This is a genomic window from Streptomyces sp. NPDC087844, assembly GCF_044742785.1.
In the GTDB taxonomy this organism is placed as follows: Bacteria; Actinomycetota; Actinomycetes; order Streptomycetales; family Streptomycetaceae; genus Streptomyces.
This window is the reverse complement of record NZ_JBIUVD010000007.1, coordinates 19368-39139: the sequence shown is the minus strand read 5'-3', so window position 1 is coordinate 39139 and position 19772 is coordinate 19368. Positions and strand designations below refer to the sequence as shown.

Sequence of the window (19772 nt, the reverse complement as noted above, 5' to 3'; positions counted from 1 at the left end):
GGGGACCGGTACTGCCTACCGGTTGCTCGTCACCGTGACCTTCTCGTCGTTCTTCAGCTGCTCGACCAGCTGCTTGACCTTGGCGGTGTCCCACTGGAGGTTGCCGTTGCCGGTGTTGCCCGAGATCGGCATGTTCATGGACTTGCCGTCGCCGCTGGTGACGCCCTTCATGGCCAGGAACATCGAGCCGAGGTCCCACAGGGACATGTCCTTGTCGACGGTGAGGGTGTCGAGGCCGGAGCTCAGGGTCGGGTACAGCTTGAAGGGGTTGAGGACCGTGGACGGGGTCGCCGTCTGGTTGGCGAGCGCCGAGAGGAACTTCTGCTGGTTCTTCGTACGGTCCAGGTCGCTGCCCGCGAGCGCGTACCGGGTCCGGACGAAGGCCAGGGACTGCTCGCCGTTGAGGGTCTGCTTGCCCGCCTCGAAGTCGGCGCCGGACTTGGTGTCCTTCATGCCGCCCTTGGGAATCTCGATCTCCACGCCGCCGACGGAGTCGACGATCTTGGCGAAGCCGGCGAAGCCGATCTCCGCGTAGTGGTCGATGCGCAGTCCCGTGTTGGCCTCGACGGTCCGTACGAGCAGCTCGGGGCCGTCCTCCGCGTACGCCGCGTTCAGCTTCACCTGGCGGCCGGTGCCCTGGAAGGTCTTGCCCGACTCGGAGCCCTTGAAGGTGGGGATCGTCACGTTCGAGTCGCGGGGCAGCGAGACCATCGTGTTCCCGTTGTCGCCGACGTGCAGGATCATCATCGAGTCCGTGCGCTTGCCGTCGGCGGAGCCCGTGTGGAGCTTCTTCTTCTCCTCGGCGGACATGCCCTCGCGGCTGTCGGAGCCGACGATCAGGTAGTTCGTGCCCTCGCCCGCGTCGGGACGGTCGATGACCTGCGACAGGTCGACGTCCCGGTTGAGCTTGGAGTCGGCCCAGAAGTACGTGCCGACGGAGACCACGACGAACAGCGTGACCACGGTGATCGAGATCCACTTGATCCGCCGGCGCCAGTTCGGCGCGGGGCGGCCGGGCCCGCCGTCGGGGCCGGGGCCCTGCGTACCGCCGCCGCCCCCGTAGACCTGCCCCGTGTTGTAGCCGTTGTCACCGTGACCGTCGGTGTACGACTGCTGCGGCGGGACCCCGTGGGGAGGCGCCGAGGAGTGCGGGGCGCCGCCCGGGCCGCGCTGCACCTGTCGCATCACGCGGGCACCCTCGGGCTGGGCGCTCGCGCTGCCACGGCCTTGGCGGTCGCCGCCGTTGTTTCCGGACCATCCCTGGGGCCAATCGTTCATGCGACCAGTGTGCAGTGCCCGAGGGTGTGGCATACAAGGGTCTTCGGAAAATCGGATCAGGGCTGTTGCCAAGCTGATGCAAAGCGGGTCCTGGGCGCCCCGGCATAGGGTGGGCGGCATGACAGAGCAGGCCACCAACCCGGAATCCGATATTCCGGGCAAGCCGACCTCGGCGTCCCGGACCACCCTCAGCCACATCATGAGCCACAACGACACCAACCTGCTGGGGACGGTGCACGGTGGAGTGATCATGAAGCTGGTCGACGACGCGGCCGGTGCGGTGGCGGGGCGGCACTCGGGCGGGCCCGCCGTCACCGCGTCCATGGACGAGATGGCGTTCCTGGAACCTGTGCGCGTAGGCGACCTGGTCCATGTGAAGGCACAGGTCAACTGGACCGGGCGGACGTCCATGGAGGTCGGTGTCCGGGTGCTTGCCGAGCGGTGGAACGAGTCGACGCCGCCGCAGCAGGTGGGGTCGGCGTATCTCGTCTTCGCGGCGGTGGACGCGGACGGGAAGCCGCGTCGGGTGCCTCCGGTGTGTCCGGAGACCGAGCGGGACGAGCGGCGGTACCAGGAGGCGCAGATCCGGCGCCGGCACCGGTTGGCTCGCCGCCGGGCCATCCTGGACCTGCGCGAACGCCGCGCGGCGGAAGGCCTGGACTAGCCCGCCCCCACCTCCGGCCCGGCGGGACCACCCCCAAAGGACTGCGCCGTTCCCCGCGCCCCCAAAGGACTGCGCCGTTCCCGCGCCCCCCGAAGGACTGCGTCGTTCCCCGCGCCCCCAAAGGACTGCGCCGTTCCCGCGCCCCCCGAAGGACTGCGTCGTTCCCCGCGCCCCCAAAGGACTGCGCCGTTCCCGCGCCCCCCAAAGGACTGCGCCGTTCCCCGCGCCCCCGAAGGACTGCGCCGTTCCCCGCGCCCCTGAGGGGCCCCTAGGGGCGCGGGGAACGGCGCAATCCTTTGTCTTTCGTCCGTACCCGGCCCCACCGAACCCGCAGGGGTGGGTACTACCCGTTGGTGCCCGGCTCAGGGCAGATCACCTGGTCGCCGGTGACCGTGTCGAACTCCCCCTGCGCCGGGTCGTCCGCCCGCACCTTGCGAACCCCCGCGAAGTCGGCCCCCGCAAGCACCTCCATCACCGGCCCCTGCCCGGTGACGGCATGCAGCTCACTGCCCGGCAACGCCGCCGCGAGCGACTTCGCGGACCGGTCCCAGCGGGGGTCGTACCGCACGACGGTCCGCCGCAGCGTCCGGTCCTGCGCGTTCACCGGCGCCCGCGTCGTACGGAACCCGGTCGCGGCCAGCCCTCTGTCGACCCGGCGCCCCAGCCCGGAGGTCATGGTCCCGTTCTCGACCTGGACCCGGATCCGCTGCGGAGCGACATCGACGCTCAGCACCTTGGACCGCACCCGGTGCGGAGCGAGCGGTTTGTCGTCGCGCAGGGTCCTGAAGAGCCGCCCCGTTTTCTTCGCGTCCCACTTCAGCGTCGAGCCGATGCCCTTGACGGCGTACCCCATCTGCTCGATCGGGACCGTCGTGAACTCCGAGGACGACGGCGAGAAGCCCCGCATCGCCCGCCCCAGGGCGAGGAGTTCGTTCGTTCCGAAGCCCTTGTCCGCTCGCACGGAACCGAGCACGGACTGCGTCACATCGCGGAACCTGATCGGGTTGAGCAGTACCCCGGACGACGTGGCCCGGGCGATCAGCGCCGCCAGGAACCGCTGCTGACGCTGCATCCGGCCGAGGTCCGAGGCCCCGTCGACGTGCCGTGAACGCACGTACTGCAGTGCCTGGCCGCCGTTCAGGTCGTGCGTCCCGGTCGCGAGGTCGAGACCGGTGACCGTGTCCTTCAGCGGCCGGGCCGTGCAGATCCGCACCCCGCCGAGCACGTCCACGGTCTTCATGAAGCTGATGAAGTCGACCTCCAGATAATGGTCGATCTTCACGTCGGTCATCTTCTCGACCGTGCGCACGGTCAGTTGCGGCCCGCCCTCCGCGTAGGCCGCGTTCAGCTTGACCGGGTGCGCCTTGTGCCGGTCGCCGGTGGTCCGGTCGATGTGCGCGGGCGTCTCGGCGTACGAGTCGCGCGGCAGGCTCACCACACTGGCCCGCCGCCGGTCCTCGGACAGGTGCACGATCATGACCGTGTCCGTGCAGTGGCAGGGGGCGCCGCCGAGCCGGTACTCCTCCTTCTCCCGTGGTGTGATCCGGTCCCGTCCGTCGGTGCCGACCAGGAGCACGTTCATGCCGTGACCGCGCGCGGGCCGGTTCTTCATGTCCTTGAAGGGGTCGATCCGGTTGATGTCGGAGTCGAGTCCGGTGACCACCGCGTGTCCGACGCCGGCCGCCGCGAGCACCGCCACGGACAGCGTGGTCGCCACCCGCGTGGCCCACTGCGGCCGGCCGGCCCGTACGGGCTGCCGTACCGGGGGCTGTCGCGGGGGAGGAGCGGGGGAGCTGGGCGGGGTGGGCAAGGCGGACACCTCCGCGTCGGCCGGGTGTGGGGGTCCGTGAGCACCGTAGGCCCATACGATCTGCTGCCCGGTGCAGGGACCGGGCGGCGCGCGTCGGTGTCCCCCGTTCGCGGTAACGTAATCCGCGATGAACGCCGAACCCGCCGTGCAACTTCCCGCCGTGTCCGTGATCATGCCCGTCCTCAACGAGGAACGGCATCTGCGCGGGGCCGTCCAAGCGATCCTCGCCCAGCAGTACGCGGGAGAGATGGAGGTCGTGATCGCCATCGGTCCCTCCACGGACCGTACGGAGGAGATCGCGGCCGAACTCGTGCGCGAGGACCCCCGGGTGCACACGGTCCCGAACCCGACCGGCCGCACCCCCGCCGCGCTGAACGCGGCGATCAAGGCGTCCCGCCACCCGATCGTCGTACGCGTCGACGGGCACGGCATGCTCTCGCCGAACTACATCGCCACCGCCGTGCGGCTCCTGGAGGAGACCGGCGCGCAGAACGTCGGCGGCATCATGCACGCCGAGGGCGAGAACGACTGGGAGCACGCGGTCGCCGCCGCCATGACCTCGAAGATCGGCGTGGGCAACGCGGCCTTCCACACGGGTGGCAGGGCGGGCCCCGCGGACACGGTCTACCTGGGCGTCTTCCGGCGGGCGGCGCTGGAGCAACAGGGCGGCTACAACGAGGAGTTCGTCCGCGCCCAGGACTGGGAGCTGAACTTCCGGATCAGGGAGGCGGGCGGCCTCATCTGGTTCTCGCCCGAGCTGCGGGTCTCGTACCGTCCGCGCCCCTCGATGCAGGCCCTGGCCAAGCAGTACAAGGACTACGGCCGTTGGCGTCATGTCGTGGCGCGCTACCACTCCGGCTCCATCAACCTGCGCTACCTGGCGCCGCCGACGGCGGTCGTCGCGATCATCCTCGGCCTCGTGGTGGGCGCGGCGGTGACCCCCTGGGGCTTCCTGGTCCCCCTCGGCTACCTCGTCGCGATCGCGGCCGGCTCGCTGCCCGCGGGCAAGGGACTCCCCCCGAAGGCGCGGCTGCGGATCCCGGTGGCGCTGGCGACCATGCACATGTCGTGGGGCTGGGGCTTCCTCACCAGCCCGAAGGCGCTGGCCAAGAAGGTCATCGCGTCCCGCAGGCCGGCGGTACTGAGCGAGACCTGAGCGTCCGCGCCGGGAACCCGAACTGCCGAGGGGCCGGGACCGCTGTCGTCGTGACAGTGGTCCCGGCCCCTCGCCGGTCCGGTACTGAGTCCGGTACTGGACTCAGTACCGGACTCAGTACTGGTACGGCTTGTACACGGGCATGCAGGCGTCCTTCTCGGAGCCGTTGAGGGCGTCCGCGCTCGCGGGCAGGTCACCCGCATCAGGAGTGTCCTGCTTCGGATAGGACGTGCCCTCCCGCCAGTCACTGCCGACGGTCAGCGTGGTGGTGACGGCGTCCGCCGTGGCGCGTACCTGACTGCTCGGCACACCGACGGCCCCGGCCACGGACAGCGCGTTCGCCCTGCCCTGGGCGCCCGAGCTCTTCGGGTACGTGATCTGCGTACGCGAGCTGGGATCGGCCTGCGCGCTCGCGGTGGCCTTGGCGAACCCCTTGCCCTGCAGGGCGCCGGCGATCGCCGTGGCCCGGCTGCCCACCGGCGCCAGCTCACTGTCGTCGCCGGCCGTGCCGTTGACGACCGAGACGGCCAGCCCCTCGGCGGGCGCCGCCGTCGGCCCGGTCGCCGCCGGGCTCGCGGACGCACCGCTCTCGCCCTTGCCGTCCTTGCCGCTCTTGCCGCCCTTGTCGAAGGACACGTCGTTGCGGATCATCGACCACACCTTGTCCGCGTCCGTCGGCTTGGGGACCAGGTGGTTCGGGTTCAGCGGGTCCGTCACCGTGGGCATGGTCGTCATCGTGAACCGGTCCATCGGCACGGACTTGAGCTTCATCCCCAGGTCGTACAGCTTCTTGACCGTGCCGATCTCCTCGGAGACCTCAAGGGAGTCGGTGGCCGCCTCGGCCAGCCCCATCAGCCTGCCGCTGTCGGTGAAGGCGTTCTGGCCCTTCAGCGTGCGGATCATCGAGTTCATGTACATGTGCTGGGCCTTGGCGCGGCCCAGGTCGCTCTCGAAGGCGTGCCGGGTGCGCAGCCACTGCAGGGCCTGCTTCCCCTTGACCTTGTGGCTGCCCGCCTCCAGCTTCAGACCGGAGCCGCCGGGGACGCCCGGCAGCGGGCGGTCCCACACGTTCTGCCGCACACAGACCTCGACGCCGCCGACGGCGTCCGCCATCTTCACCACGCCGCCGAAGTCGACCATCATCCAGTGGTCGATGTAGACACCGGTGAGGTTCTGCCAGGTGGCCAGCGTGCAGCCGGCCCCGCCGCGCTGCAGCGACATGTTGATGATGTTGTTCGTCTCGGGGTACTTGTCGCCGGTGTCGGGATCCTCGCACTCGGGGATCTTCACCCGGGTGTCGCGCGGGATGCTCACGACGGAGGCGCTCTTGCGGTCCGCGGAGACGTGCACCAGCATCTGGACGTCGGCCAGGGGCTTGCTGCCCACCTGGTCCTTGCTGCCGCCGAGCTTCACGTTCTCTTTGGAGTTGCGGCTGTCGGAGCCGAGCAACAGGATGTTCAACGGCGTCTGACCGGCCGCGTTGGGCTCCGTCTTCTTGACGTCCGACTCACCGTTGTTGCGCTTGCCCTTGTCTATGTTGCCGTTCAGATGGCGGTAGTAGAGGTATCCGGCGCCGGCCGTCCCGAGTATCAGTACCGCGAGGACCAGCGCGAACCACCGCAGTATGCGCCGGGGTTTGCCGCCCCGCGGTCTCTCCCGTCTGCCGCCGTCCCCGTCGTCGTCGCCGCCGTTCCCGCCCGGCGCGGTCCGCGCCCGCGGTACCTGCGGCGCCTGAGGAGAGCCGCTCCCGCTCTGTTCCCCCGTATGCGAGGAGCCGTCACTGCGGCTTCGTTCCCTCGCGCGCGAGGCGCGTGGACGAGCCCCCTCCCCACGCACACTGCTCTGCGCCATGTTCCTGCCTCCCCACCCTGCGCCTGACACAGGTCCGTCCTACGCCCTGTGAGACGTAGGACGGACCTGTTAGGTCACTTGGCGCACTCGACCTTGTCCGCCGTGGACTTCTCGACGTCCTCCGGCGTCGTCGACGGAGTGGTCAGAGAGACCCCGGCCCCCTTGAAGTCCTCACCGAGGGTCAGCGTGATCGCAGGGAGACCCTGGGAGTTGGTCACGCTCTTGCCCGGCTTCATGGCCGATCCCGACAGGCCCATGAGACCGGCGAGCCTGCGTGCCTGATCGGCCTGGTCGGGAGCGTACTCGACGGTTGTCTTCTTCAGCGTCGCCCCGGAGTTGCCCGCGTTCTCGGACTTCGTGATGCCCTCTTCGAGCTGCAGCCAGTTGAGGGTCTCCTGCGCGGAGCCGGCGACCGCGCCGCCGTTGAGGACCCGCACGCGGACATCGGCGGGGTCGGCCTTGCTGCCCTTGAGACGGGCGGCCACGGCGGCCTTCTCCTTCTTCTTCTCCTGCTTGACCTCGGTGAACGAGACGTCGTCCTTGATCATCGAGAAGATCTGCGGTGCCTTCGCGTCATTGACGACGACCGTCGCCTTGACCGTCTCGGCGGGGTTGTCGACGACCGGCACCGTGGTGAAGGTGATGTTCTTCGGCGGCACCTTCTTCAGCTCCAGCGCCACGTCCTTGAGCGTGCTGACCTTCCCTATGCCGGTGTCCACGGTCAGTGCCTTGGTGGCGGCCTCGGCGAGCTTCAGCAACTTGCTCGGGTTGGTGAGCGTGTTGCCGGACGCCATCTTGCGCATCAGCGAGCCCAGGAACTGCTGCTGGACCTTGATGCGGTCGAGGTCGCCCTGATTGCCGAAGCTGTGCCGGGTGCGGACGAAGGCGAGGGCCTGCTCGCCCTCGACCGTGGACGTACCGGCCGGCAGCTTGAGCTTCGAATCCTTGTCGTTGACGGCCTTCTCCACGCAGACGTCGACGCCGCCCACCGCCGTGGTGAGGGTCTTGACCGCGTTGAAGTCGGCCATCATGAAGTGTTGCGGCTCAATGCCGGTGACCGCCTTGACCGTGCGCATGGTGCAGCCCGGGTCCCGGCCGTCCTGGCCCAGGCTCGTGTTGAAGCGCTGGTTCTGCGTCCCTGGAACGACCTTCTCGCTGCCGTCCTCCTGCTTGGTCACGCAGTCCGGAATGTCGACCACGAGGTCGCGCGGGATACTCATCGCGGTCGCGTTCGTACGGTCCTTGGAGACGTGCAACAGGATGTTCGTATCGGCGTGGCCGACGCTGCCCTTGTCGCCGTAGCCCTCGTTGCCCGACCCGGTGCGTTTGTCCGTACCGATGATCAGGATGTTGAAAGCCTCGTCCTTGCTGAAACTGCTCGCACCCGCGCTGCCGACATCGGTCGTGCTGACGTTGCCCTCAAGGTGCTTGATGTAGGCGTACGCCGCGGCCGAGACGCCGACCAGTACGAAGGCCATGCCGCCGCCGGTCCACAGCAGCACCTTCTTCGCCCTCGATCTGCCGGACTTCGTGCGCGCCCGACGGCGGCCCGGAAGCGGCTCCTCCGGCGCACGGCGTCTGCGCGGGCCGGGCACCGCGGGTTCCGGCGCCTCCTCCGGTGTCTTCTTCCGCTCCCGGCCCGGAGCGGTGCGCGCGCGCGGTGGCGCGTCGGCTCCCGCCGTTCTGCGGGAACGGGGGCCTGGGACCGCCGACTGCGGTGCGGAACTCTGCAGTCGCAGTTCGTAGTCGCCTGTGCTCGGATTGAGTACCCACTGGTCTGCGGGGTCGATATCGTCCGCCCGCCCACGGCCTTGCGCGTCCACGGTTGCTTGAGTCCTCCGTCGGGGCCACGCGGCGTCTTTTCCCCCTCAGAAAGACGCTCGGTCAGTCGGTCCAACCAGTGCGCGACTCCCAGGACAAACCTCGGGCCGGGTGCACCGGATCGCTCACACTATCCGGCTGGATCAGCGTCGAGCGACGACGGTGACGCATTCCACGTCCCTACAACCGCACAATCCGCCCAATTCTTTGAACGTACGTTCCCGCTCTTGGTATGCCCTTTACTCGGAGGGCAGTTCGGGCGTTAACCGCACACGTCCTCGGCGGCCGTATTGCCCCGGAAAGTCGGCGCGGGAGTCGGTGCGGGCTCCGGTGTGGCCGAGGTCCTGTCGGCCCGCTTTCCGCCCCATTTGCCGTCGTCCGCACCCGACTCCGACCTGTCAGGCTCCTCCTCACCCCCGTCACCCGGTCGGTAGCGCTCGAAGTCGTATGAATAGCCCTGTCTGTCCTGGTGGTCGACGGGCTCCTCAGTGCTCCTCTCCGCGCCGGAATCCTTCGGAACCTCCTTCGCGACCTCCAGCGGCGCGTCCCTGCGCAGCCGCTCGAAGAGTTTCTCCGCCTCGGGTTCCACGAGCTGGTCGCGATTGGCGTCGAGGGCGTACGACTCCCTCGGCACGGTGAGGAACTGCACCCGCTCGGTGGGGATGGTGCGCATACCGCGCACCAGGTCGTACAGCCCCCGCAGGTTCGCCAGTCCGGGGTCGGTCGTGAGGGACGACGTCGCCGCGTCCAGCACGGGATAGAGCTTCGCGGGATTCAGCAGTACGTCGTTGCTGCGCACCTTGTTGACGAGCGCGCCGAGGAAGCGCTGCTGGCGGTCCATCCGGTCGGTGTCGCTGCCGTCGCCGATGGTCTTGCGGGCGCGCACGTAACCGAGGGCCTGTTCGCCGTCGAGCCGCACCTTGCCCGCGGGCAGCCGCAGTTTCGCTGCGGGGTCGTCGATCGGCTCCTTCAGGCACACCTCGACGCCGTCGACCGCCTCGACCATGTCCTTGAACCCGTGGAAGTCCACCACCATGTGATGGTCCACGCGCACACCGGTCAGCTTCTCGACGGTACGGATCGTGCAGGCCGGACCGCCGTTCTGGAAGGCGTGGTTGAACATCGAGAACACGGGTGCGGCGCGGGCGCCGTCCGTGCGCCGGCAGCCCGGTATGTCGACCATGAGGTCGCGCGGGAGCGAGACGGCGGTCGCGCTGCGCCGGTTCGCCGCGAGGTGCAGCAGGATCGTGGTGTCGGAACGCTCGGTGCCGGAATCCCTGCCGTACTTGCGGTTCCCGTCCCCGGACCGCGAGTCCGACCCGATCAGCAGGATGTTCTGCGCGGCGCGTACCAGTGCGGTGGGCCGCTCCCGCTCGTACCGGGCCAGTTCGGCGGCCGTGTCGTCGTCCGAGGTGATGTTGGCGTTCAGCTTCTCGTACACCGCCCAGCCGGCTCCCGCGGCGCCGACGAGGGTCACGGCGACGCCGATCCCCGTCCACCGCAGCCACCGCCTGCGGCGCCGGGCGACACCGGTTCCGGTGGCGGCTGAGCCCACGCCCGGTCCGACAGCCCCGTCACCACGCGTCCCACCCGTCCGGCTCGCCACCCTGTCGCCTCCTCCCGCCGGCCGTTCCCTGCGCTGCCCTCTACGACCATGACGCGGGTTGGGGGGCGGGGGCGCCGGGTGGTGGGCCGAACGGGGGATGCGGCGGGGGCGAGCCCCTCAGGGGCGCGGGGAACTGCGCGACGGGGGCGAGGGGGCGGAGCCCCCATGCGGTGACGGGGCGGCGGGGGCGGGAGATGCCTCAGCGGGCCGTGGACGTGACCCGTTCGCTCTCGATGCGCTTCGCGAGCGCCTCCTCCCCGAGCCGGTCGAGGTTCCGGCACAGCACCACGGACCCCCCGGCGGCCAGCGGCGCGTACAACCCGGCGCTCAACCCCTCCCACGTGTCATAGGACAGCGCGGACAACAACCGCCCCCCGGGCCCCGTCAGATCGAGCGCCCCCGCATCCCCCCGGGCCCGCTCGACCACCTCCGCCCCCGAAAGCTCCGCCCCGGCGACAACCAGCGCGGCGGACTCCGGGTCCACAGGCCCGTACGGCCGGAAGACGTCCCCCTGCCCGGGCACCTCGACCGCGTAATCGGCGTACCCACCCGGCACCTGCGCGAAGCGACGCCCCAGCGGCGCGAGCGACAGCGCCACCCGCTCCCCGGAGCAGGCGAGCCCGGCCTCGAACTGCCCGGGCCCGGCGACCACATGATTGGCGTCCCCCGCGTCACCCCCGACCTCCGCCACGACACCCACCGAGGAACACGCGAGCAGCCACACCGCCGTCTGCCAGTGCGCGGGCAGCAGCAGTGCCACCCGCTCGCCGGGCTCGGCGCCCAGTTCGCCCTGGAGCAGATTGGCGGTCTTGGCCACCCAATTGGCGAAGGTGGCCACGGACAGTTCGACACGTTCGCCCGTGGCGTCGTCGTAGAAGGTCACCAGGGGGCGCGCGGGATCCGCGGCGAGCGCGGATCGCAGCAGGTCGGCAGGGGTGCGGTCGATGGCGGTCACGGGACGCAAGCGTACGCGGGCGGCTGCCCGGGCGGAGGAGGAAGGGGCACCGGTTCGGCGGAGTGCGACCGACGGTCCGTCACATCCCAGATGGACAGATAAGTCTGACTATGTCCAGGATCAGGGGCATGCGCGGACACCTAGCTTCCTCGATCGCCGTCACCTGTGCGGCCGCCCTGGCCCTCCCGCTGGCCCTGTCCTCGGACGCCGCGGCCACCTCCTCGGCGGCCGAGAGACGGACCACCGGCAATTCGAACCCGGGCGGCACGACCCCCGGCAGCACCCAGTCCCTCCCGCTCACCCCTCTCACCCCCAGCACCCCGCCCTCCTCCTCGACCCCGCCCTCGCCCTCGACCCCGTCCTCGCCCTCGACCCCGTCCTCGGGCGACCGCACCTTGCCGCCTCCCGCTCTCGCGACCGCCCCGGCCCAGGGCCTGGCCCGCCGGGACGTCCGGCACTTCTCCCTCGTGGGCGTCGTCTGGGACGACCCGGACAGCGAACTCCACGGCCGGGTCCAGGTCCGTACCCGCGCGACCGGCACCACGAAGTGGTCCGCCTGGCAGGACGTGGACACCCACAACCACGAGCACGCGGCCGACCCGGACACGGCGGAGCGCACTTCCGGCCGGGTACGGGGCTCCACGGCACCCCTGTGGGTGGGCGACTCGGACGGTGTGGAGGTCAGGGTCCAGGGCGAGGCGGCCGGCCGGCCGGGCGCCGGCGGAAGAGCCGTCACCGCCGAACCCCTCCCCAAGGGCCTGCACGTCGAACTGGTCGACCCCGGCGCCGAACCCCCGCCCCAGGGCCCCGAACTGAACGCCCCGCCTCCGGGCGTCCTGACCGCCGAGTCCGCGGCGGCGGCCTCCGCCGTCAACGCCGAGCTCGCGCCCATCGGCGCCACCGAGATCTCGGCCCTGAGCCGGAAGGAGACCAGGGCCGACCTGCTGGCGACCCATGGCGAGGAGACGGACGCGACTGATACGACGGGTACGGGTACGGGCACTGGCACTGGTACTGGTGCCGCGGGGACGGCAGACACCGTCGCCGCGAGCGCGAACCAGCGTGCGAAGCCGTACATCGGCGCCCGTCCGCGCATCGTCACCCGCCGGGGCTGGGGCGCCGACGAGGGGCTGCGGGAGTCGAACTTCAGCTACACGAAGACGGTGAAGGCCGTCTTCGTCCACCACAGCGCCTCGGGCAACAACTACCGCTGTGCGCAAGCGCCTTCAGTCATCCGCAGTATCTACCGCTACCACGTGAAGAGCAGTGGCTGGCGCGACATCGGCTACAACTTCCTCGTCGACAAGTGCGGAAACATCTACGAGGGCAGGGCCGGTGGTGTGGCCAAGCCGGTGATGGGCGCACACACGCTCGGTTTCAACAGCAAGAGCATGGGGATCGCCGTCCTCGGAAGTTTCGGCACCGCGAACCCGCCCGCCGCCTCGGTGAAGGCCGTCGCCAAGCTCACGGCATGGAAGCTCGGCCTCTACGGGGCGAACCCGCGCGGCAAGACCTACCTCAAGTCGGGAGGCGGAAATCTGTACCGAAAAGGAAAGAACGTACGACTCAATGTAATCTCCGGTCACCGGGACGGATTCGCCACCGAATGCCCGGGCGGCCGGCTCTACGCGAAGCTCGGCAAGGCCCGTGCCACTTCGGCCCGCTACCAGGGGCGATGACGTCCGGTCGGCGGGAACGGTGAGGCCCGGCCGGCCGGGACGACCCGACCCGGCGGCTCCCCACGGCCACCTCCCAGAGGCGCCCCACAGCCATCGAGACGTCTGCATACACTGGCCGGTCGAATGACCGTTCGACCGGCCCCAGCAGGAAGCAGAGACGACAGGTGACAGAAGCGATCCTCCTGGTCGGCGGCAAGGGCACTCGGTTGCGCCCCCTCACGGTGCACACGCCGAAACCAATGGTTCCGGCGGCCGGCGTACCGTTCCTCACGCACCAGCTGGCACGGGCGAGAGCGGCGGGGGTCGAGCACATAGTGCTGGCCACGTCCTACCTGGCCGAGGTCTTCGAGCCCTACTTCGGCGACGGCTCGTCGCTGGGGCTCCGTATCGAGTACGTCACCGAGGACGAACCCCTCGGCACCGGCGGCGCGATCCGGAACGTGGCCTCTCATCTGCGATCCGCCCCCGACGACCCCGTACTGATCTTCAACGGGGACATCCTGACCGGCCTGGACATCCCGGCCCTGGTCGACACCCACCGGTCCTCGGGCGCGGACGTCTCGCTGCACCTGACACGGGTGACGGACCCGCGGGCGTACGGGCTGGTCCCGACGGACGCCTCGGGCCGCGTACAGGCGTTCCTCGAAAAACCCCAGACCCCCGAGGAGATCGTCACCGACCAGATCAACGCGGGCGCGTACGTCTTCCGCCGGTCGGTCATCGACTCGATCCCGGTCGGCCGTCCCGTCTCGGTCGAACGGGAGACCTTCCCGGACCTGCTGGCAGCCGGCGCCCATCTCCAGGGCATGGTCGACTCCACGTACTGGCTGGACCTGGGCACTCCCCAGGCCTTCGTCCGCGGCTCCGCCGACCTGGTCCTCGGCAGGGCGCCGTCCCCGGCCGTCCCGGGCCGCTGCGGAGACCGCCTGGTCCTCCCGGAGGCCACCGTCGCCCCGGACGCCAAACTCACCGGCGGCACGGTCGTCGGCAGGGGCGCGACCGTGGGTGAGGGGGCGCGCGTTCACGGCAGCGCGATCCTGGCGGACGCCGTCGTCGAACCGGGCGCGGTCGTCACGGACTCCCTGATCGGCGCCCGCGCCCGGGTGGGCGCCCGCTCGATCCTCACGGGCGTGGTCGTGGGCGACGGAGCGACGGTGGGCCCGGACAACGAACTCCGAGCAGGCGTACGCGTCTGGTGCGACGCACGCATCCCCCAGGGATCACTACGCTTCTCGTCGGACCAGTAGCGGAGTCCCTGCCAGGGAGGCCTGCGTCATCGGCGGCGGCCCGGTGTGCGCCTTCCTGGGGGGCGCGGGGAACTGCGCAAAGGGGGGCGTGAGGGCGGAGCCCTCACGCGGTGACGGGACGGGTAGGGGCGGCGGGGGCGAAAAAAGCCCCCAACCTCACAGCACCCCGATATCCCCACGAGGCATCTTCGGATGCCGCCGAGCCGGCGTACGCCCGCTCAACAGGATCAGCCGAGCAGCCCGATGCCGCTGCCCCGCATAAGGCTCCAACAACTCCAGCATCAAGGAGTCGTCCGCATCCCGATCCCCCGCAAGCGCATACCCCACGATCCCCGGCAGATGAAGGTCCCCGACCGTCACCGCATCGGCCGCCCCATGACTCCGCTGCACAACCTCCGCCGAGGTCCACGGCCCCACCCCGGCCACCACCTCAAGCCGCTCCCGCGCCGCGACCGGATCGAACGCCACAGCCTCCTCCATCCGCCGAGCCACCCGCACGGCCCGCAGAATCGTCGACGCCCGCTTGTTGTCGACCCCCGCCCGATGCCACTCCCACGAGGGAATCAGCGACCAGACCCGCGGCTCGGGCATGACGAACATGCGCCCTTCCACCGGCCCGGGCGCGGGCACGCCGTACTTCCGCACCAGCAGCCGCCACGCCCGGTACGCCTCGTCGGTGGTGACCTTCTGCTCCAGAACCGACGGAATCAGCGACTCCAGCACGAGCCCGGTACGCGTCAGCCGCAGCCCGGGCCGCCGATGCCGGGTCATCGCGACCAGCCGGTGCCGGGGCTCGAAGGCGTCGGGATCGTCGGCCTCCCCGAGCAGCAGGGGAAGCCGGTCGAGCAGCCACTCGGCCCCGGGTCCCCACGCCTCACCCCGCACCACACCCGCGCGCGCGGACACCCGCAGGGTCCCGGGCCCGACCGGGGTGAGGCTGGCCCGCCACACGGACCCGTCCGCAGCCGCGCGGAAAGTGGGATCGGCGGGCCCCCGCCGCAACGGCCCGAGCACGAGCCCCAGATCGAGCGGCCAGGGCGGCACCCACTCCCGCTTCCGCCCACCCTCCCCGGCCGCCGCCGCCGACCGGGGCTCGGGCACAGGCACAGGCACGACGACACGCCCGCCGCGCACGGTCGTACGCGTGGGCCGCTGTTCGAAGCGTCCGGCCACGGATGAGGTCCTTCGGTAGGAAGCTGCTCGGGATGCGGGCACAAGGCTAAGGGCTGTCCCGTAATCCCCGGTGGATCAGCGCGCGACGTCAGATGCGGTGCATCGCAAGGCGGAGGGTCGTCCTCATACTGGGCGTATTCGGGCGATCCGACAACGCAGCGAGGTGCCGTAGCTGTCGTCGTGCGCCCGCCGGGGATTACGGGACAGCCCTTAGGCGCCAGTCACCAGCCCCCGTCACCAGTCACAGGCTCGCAGGTCACCGCACCTCGATGAACGCCCCCGCATCCCGCCGGGCCCGGGCCTTCGGCTCCTCCGCCGCGTGCCCGACGGCGACGGCCCCCATGGGATCCCAGCCCTGCGGCAGCGCGAGCACGTCCCGGACGACCTCCCGGCAGAACATCGTGGACGACACCCACGCGGACCCGAGCCGCTCCCCGGCGAGCGCGACGAGGAAGTTCTGCACCCCGGCGCCGGTGGCGACCACGAACATCTCCCGCTCGGCCCCGTCGCGCCGGGCGTCGCCGTACGTGTGGGACCCGTCCATGACGAGACACGGCACGACGAGATACGGAGCCTTCCGCAGGACGTCCCCGCGGCGCACCCGCTTGGCGATGGACTCCGCGCTCTTCCCGTCCCGCTCCAGATCGGCGATCCAGGCGTCCCGCATGGCGTCCAGCAGCCGCGTACGCGACTCGGCCGTCTCCAGGAGGACGAATCGCCACGGTGTCGTGTGATGCGGGGCCGGCGCGGTCACGGCCGCGGCCACCGCACGCCGTACGGCACCGGGGTCGACGGGCTCGTCGGTGAAGGCCCGTACGGTACGCCGCTGGGTGACGGCCTCCCGTACGGCCTCGGAGGTGCCGAGCCGGAACATGTCGTCGCGCGCCCCGCGGACCATGCCCCGTGTCCCTTCCTCCGCGCCGCCGTCCGTGCCCACCACGTGGGACAGCCCGCGCACGACGGCGACGGGCAGTCCCGCGGCCTTGCCCTTGACCAGGTCCCCGGCGGCGGCCAGCTCGTCGGCGGTGGCGACGACGGTGGCGCCCAGCGGATTCCCGTGCGCGTCCGTGCCGCCCCGCAGATCGTCGAGCACGCGCACTCCGGCGGCCCCGATGGCGACATCGGTGAGCCCGGTCCGCCAGGGCCTGCCGAAGGTGTCCGTGACGAGGACGCCGACCTCGACACCGAGCGCGTCCCGCAGACCGTCCCGGATCGTGCGGGCGGAGGCGTCGGGGTCCTCGGGCAGCAGCAGTACGGTCCCGGCGGGTGTGTTGGAGGCGTCGACCCCGGCGGCGGCCATCACGAGTCCCTGCCGGTTCTCCACGATCCGCAGCGGACCGCGCCGGGCCACGACCCGCACGGTCTCGGCGTCGATGGCGGCCTCCCGGTCCATCGCCTCGACGACGCGCCCCTCGGCCTTGGACACGATCTTCGAGGTGACCAGCAGCACATCCCCGTCCATGAGCCCCGGCTCGGCGCTGGCATGGGCACTGACACTGACACTGGCACTGGCACTGGCGATCAGCTTGGCGAGATCGTCCCCCGGTCGTACCTCGGGGAGCCCGGGCAGCGCCCAGACGCGATAGCCGGGCGCATCGGGGTTGCTGCCGCTGCCCCTGTCCCTGTCCCTGCCGTTGTCGCTCAAGCGCCCCGCACCTCCTCGGCCAGCGTCAGTGCCTCGCGGGCCATCTCGGCCGTCGCGTCGAGATCGGTCATCATCAGCGGGACGGCACGGCACCGGATGCCCGCCTCGGTGACCCGCTCGACGACGGCGGCGTCCACCGTGTCGACCAGCCAGCCGTCGAGGAGCCCCGAGCCGTAGTGCTCGGCGACCGCAGCCGCGGTCGACTCGACGCCGACGGCCGCCAGGACCTTGTCGGCCATGCCGCGCACGGGCGCGTCGCCGACGATGGGGGAGAGGCCGACCACCGGCACCCCCGCCTCGGCGATCGCCTCGCGGATGCCCGGCACGGCGAGGATCGTGCCGATGGACACGACGGGGTTGGACGGCGGGAAGAGGATGACGTCCGCGGAGGCGATGGCCTCCAGCACCCCGGGTGCCGGGTTGGCCTGGTCGGCTCCCACGGGCACCACCGCGTGCGCCTCCACGGAGGCCCGCAGCCGCACCCAGTACTCCTGGAAGTGGACGGCCTTGCGCTCGCCGTCGATCTCGACGGCCACATGCGTCTCGACGCGGTCGTCGGACATGGGGATCAGCCGGACGCCCGGCTTCCACCGGTCGCACAGCGCCTCGGTGACGGCGCTGAGCGGATAACCGGCGCTCAGCATCTGCGTCCGCACGATGTGCGTCGCGAAGTCACGGTCGCCGAGACCGAACCAGGAGGGGCCGGCGCCGTACGCCGCCAGCTCCTCCTTGAGATGGAACGTCTCCTCGGCCCGTCCCCAGCCCTGTTCCTCGTTGATACCGCCGCCGAGCGTGTACATCACCGTGTCGAGGTCCGGGCAGACCTTCAGCCCGAAGAGGTGGATGTCGTCCCCGGTGTTGCCGATGACGGTGATGTCCGCGTCCGGCGCGGCCTGCTGGAGACCACGCAGGAACCGGGCACCGCCGATGCCGCCTGCCAGAACCACAATGCGCATGGCATGCAGTCTTGCAGGCGGCTACGACAACGCGTCAGCCGGTTGCGACAACGCGTCACCGATGACTGCGGCACGTCGACCGGTCACAGGACCTCGGCCATCGAGCACCGGACGTTGGGGGTTCCCCCGGTCGAACGGAGCTGCGACTGGGGGAGCATCGGCATCTCCGTCAAGCCGGGGTAGTAGACGTGCAGGCTTATGGCCGGTTCGAGCGAGTCGTTGACCACCTCGTGCGCGTAGCCGGGCGCGAACACCCGCTGGGTTCCCGCGGCGAGCGCGCGGGTGCCCCGTTCGGTGCGCTCGGTCAGCGCCCCCTCAAGGACGGTCAGCACACCGGAGGACGGGCCGTGGTCGTGCAGCCCGCTGCCCTGCCCGGGGACCCAGGACAGCAGCCACACCTCGTAGCCGGGGCCGGTGCGCAGCCGGTGGTACCAGCGGGAGGCCGCGTCGTAGCGGACGAGGTGCTCCCACCGGGAGCGGTCGGCTGCGATGGAACGGGCGAGGCCGACGAACTCGGCCACGGTGGCCGGGTGTTCGCGCGGCGGCTGGAGGAGGTGCGGTACTTCGAGGATGTCGCCGGCGATCTGGAGGTCGCTGTCGCTGTTCATGAGGTGCGGTGGTTTCCTCGGCGGAAGAGAGTGCTGGAGGTCGGGGATGTCACGTACCGGCCGCCCGGATCGCGGGCGTGAGGTGTGCCCCGGTGAGGGCGGGCCCTGGTACGGGCGGGAGGGGACCAGCGGCCGGTCTCAGTGGACGCGGCGGCAGCGGGAGCGCGGTGAGCTCAACAGCTGCGACAGCAACAGCTACAGCTACAGCGAGCTTGGACAGCACCGAGGGACCCGGCGATGCGGGTCGAGGTGAGTACCGAGTTCGCGAGCATGCCCACCAGCACACCGGTTCACACCCGCACTGTCAACTTGACGTCCGATATGTAGGAGATCTTTCACCTCATCCGGGCCACCTCGGAGGTGAAAGGTTTGTGCAGGAGGGTGCCGGGACACATGGCGCACAACCGGGCGCACGAACCTCGGCGCGACCCCGCGATCCCTGTGTGATCCCAGTGATCCATATGTGATCCGGTTCGCTTCGTCGATCGTGGCGGAACGAGATCGAACTCCTGGGCGTCTTCCTCTGTACAAGTCCTGTGCGGAGACGGCGTCCCGCTGGCTCTCTTTCGGCTGTCAGGGTTTATGCCGATTTGAACACTTTCCGCATAGCCTTGGTTCCGCAGAGTGAATAAGAGGCCCAATAGCAGATCTCGGCTTGACTGGGCCGGAGCAGCGCAATTGTAATTTCACTCGTGTCGTTCAGCCGAAATCGGTAGCGGCAGTATCACGGGGACGCGAGACGGACGAGGGGCGCACATGACCGAGCTGTTTCAGGAACTGCTGGTCGACGAGGCCGAAGAGGAGATCGGCTGGCAGGAGCGGGCGCTCTGCGCGCAGACCGACCCCGAGTCCTTCTTCCCCGAGAAGGGCGGCTCCACCCGCGAGGCGAAGAAGGTCTGCCTCGCCTGCGAGGTCCGCTCGGAATGCCTTGAATACGCCCTCGCCAATGACGAGCGCTTCGGTATCTGGGGCGGTCTGTCCGAGCGTGAGCGGCGCCGCCTGAAGAAAGCCGCCGTCTGACCTGACTCGACAGGGGCCAGACTCGACAGGGGCCAGACTCGACAGGGATCAGAAGTGACAGGTACCAGAAGTGACCTGATCGCATCCGGTCGCACTTCGGCCACACTCTGATCGTGTTCCGATCGAACGGCGCACACCCCTACGTAGTGATACGTAACGCACGGCCCGTCGCGGGTGGGTTGTCCACAGGCGGCGGGCCGCGCCGTTGTGCAGCCGTTAGTGTGGGCCTCCGTCCGAGACGCCCCGTGATCCCCCGGGAACACAGGCGTCCACCGCAGTCCAGCGAACCGGGGCCCGTACCTC

The 19772-nt window shown here is 70.3% G+C and carries 15 protein-coding genes; 5 read left to right on the top strand and 10 right to left on the bottom strand.

What is annotated here, in order from left to right; all coding sequences use genetic code 11:
• Positions 1–15 precede the first annotated feature (15 nt).
• Positions 16–1278 carry an LCP family protein gene (locus tag ACIOKD_RS15970; RefSeq protein WP_402083646.1) on the bottom strand — a complete coding sequence of 421 codons (1263 nt, stop codon included), beginning with the start codon at positions 1276–1278 and terminating at the stop codon, positions 16–18.
• Positions 1279–1396: 118 nt separating this feature from the next.
• Here ACIOKD_RS15970 and ACIOKD_RS15965 point away from each other — a divergent pair, with 118 nt between their 5' ends.
• On the top strand, positions 1397–1942 hold the full coding sequence (locus ACIOKD_RS15965) for an acyl-CoA thioesterase (protein WP_402083643.1): 546 nt from the start codon (positions 1397–1399) through the stop codon (positions 1940–1942).
• 343 nt (positions 1943–2285) lie between these two features.
• Here the strand turns inward: ACIOKD_RS15965 and ACIOKD_RS15960 are convergent, their stop codons facing one another.
• Positions 2286–3761, bottom strand: a complete 1476-nt coding sequence (locus tag ACIOKD_RS15960; protein ID WP_402083640.1) for an LCP family protein — start codon at positions 3759–3761, stop codon at positions 2286–2288.
• A 118-nt stretch (positions 3762–3879) separates the two neighbouring features.
• On the opposite strand from ACIOKD_RS15960, the gene ACIOKD_RS15955 reads away from it, so the two are divergent.
• Positions 3880–4908: a glycosyltransferase family 2 protein gene (locus ACIOKD_RS15955; RefSeq protein WP_402083639.1), complete on the top strand. Its 1029-nt coding sequence runs from the start codon at positions 3880–3882 to the stop codon at positions 4906–4908.
• Positions 4909–5022: 114 nt separating this feature from the next.
• Here the strand turns inward: ACIOKD_RS15955 and ACIOKD_RS15950 are convergent, their stop codons facing one another.
• The 4 genes from ACIOKD_RS15950 to ACIOKD_RS15935 form a co-directional block, all read right to left on the bottom strand.
• Entirely contained in the window at positions 5023–6759 is a 1737-nt protein-coding gene (locus ACIOKD_RS15950) for an LCP family protein (protein WP_402083636.1), read from the bottom strand.
• A 74-nt stretch (positions 6760–6833) separates the two neighbouring features.
• Positions 6834–8582: an LCP family protein gene (locus ACIOKD_RS15945; RefSeq protein ID WP_402083634.1), complete on the bottom strand. Its 1749-nt coding sequence runs from the start codon at positions 8580–8582 to the stop codon at positions 6834–6836.
• A 260-nt stretch (positions 8583–8842) separates the two neighbouring features.
• Positions 8843–10186 (bottom strand): LCP family protein, encoded by a 1344-nt coding sequence (locus ACIOKD_RS15940; RefSeq protein WP_402083631.1) that lies wholly within the window; start codon positions 10184–10186, stop codon positions 8843–8845.
• Positions 10187–10385: 199 nt separating this feature from the next.
• Entirely contained in the window at positions 10386–11141 is a 756-nt protein-coding gene (locus tag ACIOKD_RS15935; protein ID WP_402083630.1) for a TIGR03089 family protein, read from the bottom strand.
• A 110-nt stretch (positions 11142–11251) separates the two neighbouring features.
• Between ACIOKD_RS15935 and ACIOKD_RS15930 the strand changes: the two genes are divergently transcribed.
• Together ACIOKD_RS15930 and ACIOKD_RS15925 are read left to right on the top strand one after the other, a co-directional pair.
• The gene (locus tag ACIOKD_RS15930; protein WP_402083627.1) at positions 11252–12820 is read left to right on the top strand and encodes a peptidoglycan recognition protein; all 1569 of its coding nucleotides are present in this window, start codon (positions 11252–11254) and stop codon (positions 12818–12820) included.
• Positions 12821–12984: 164 nt separating this feature from the next.
• Complete coding sequence (locus ACIOKD_RS15925; protein WP_402083624.1) at positions 12985–14067, top strand: sugar phosphate nucleotidyltransferase; 1083 nt, start codon at positions 12985–12987, stop codon at positions 14065–14067.
• 156 nt (positions 14068–14223) lie between these two features.
• Here ACIOKD_RS15925 and ACIOKD_RS15920 read toward each other — a convergent pair whose 3' ends face one another.
• From ACIOKD_RS15920 to ACIOKD_RS15905, 4 genes are all read right to left on the bottom strand, one after another.
• Complete coding sequence (locus ACIOKD_RS15920) at positions 14224–15240, bottom strand: DNA-3-methyladenine glycosylase family protein (RefSeq protein WP_402083622.1); 1017 nt, start codon at positions 15238–15240, stop codon at positions 14224–14226.
• Positions 15241–15496: 256 nt separating this feature from the next.
• Entirely contained in the window at positions 15497–16885 is a 1389-nt protein-coding gene (locus ACIOKD_RS15915) for a coenzyme F420-0:L-glutamate ligase (protein ID WP_402083620.1), read from the bottom strand.
• Positions 16882–17841, bottom strand: a complete 960-nt coding sequence (gene cofD / locus ACIOKD_RS15910) for a 2-phospho-L-lactate transferase (protein ID WP_402083618.1) — start codon at positions 17839–17841, stop codon at positions 16882–16884. The genes ACIOKD_RS15915 and cofD overlap by 4 nt, the downstream gene beginning before the upstream one ends.
• Positions 17842–17924: 83 nt before the next feature.
• A complete protein-coding gene (locus tag ACIOKD_RS15905) occupies positions 17925–18449 on the bottom strand; it encodes a cysteine dioxygenase (RefSeq protein ID WP_402083615.1) in 525 nt (174 codons plus the stop codon).
• A 756-nt stretch (positions 18450–19205) separates the two neighbouring features.
• On the opposite strand from ACIOKD_RS15905, the gene ACIOKD_RS15900 reads away from it, so the two are divergent.
• Positions 19206–19469 (top strand): WhiB family transcriptional regulator, encoded by a 264-nt coding sequence (locus ACIOKD_RS15900; protein ID WP_107022476.1) that lies wholly within the window; start codon positions 19206–19208, stop codon positions 19467–19469.
• The last annotated feature ends 303 nt before the right edge of the window (positions 19470–19772 follow it).